The organism is Psychrobacter sp. FME6 (assembly GCF_014861365.1).
Classification (GTDB): domain Bacteria; phylum Pseudomonadota; class Gammaproteobacteria; order Pseudomonadales; family Moraxellaceae; genus Psychrobacter.
Map to the genome: position 1 here is coordinate 1 of NZ_RRYW01000260.1, position 336 is coordinate 336.

The 336-nt window shown below is 50.0% G+C and carries 1 protein-coding gene; it reads left to right on the forward strand.

What is annotated here, in order from left to right; all coding sequences use genetic code 11:
* Positions 1-119 precede the first annotated feature (119 nt).
* Positions 120-336 (forward strand): hypothetical protein (locus tag EI162_RS14745; protein WP_225737024.1); only part of this gene is annotated, 217 nt, incomplete at its 3' end.

Below are 336 nucleotides of genomic sequence, written 5' to 3' on the forward strand. Positions count from 1 at the left end.
TCGATGACGCAGCACGACGAGCAAGAGCTGCTCGACTTGATCGACAAGAAGGACGAATTGATCGAGACACTCGAGCAAACCGTTTTAAAGATGAGAGAATCTTTGAGTATGCTGAACGTATGAAGCTGCACCTAGCGATGCGCTTGATACAACGTCATCGTGAGGCGATGGCTATCAGGTGGGAACAAGGAGAAACCGCGGATGACGCCCCTGATAAATTTGATCAACGTCAAGTGGCGCAACTCAGCGAGTTTGCACAGCGCCATGGTATTGAGGACCATGATAAAGCGGTGGAATTTACCGCGCACTTACGCCAAGTGGCCAAACGTTTTGATC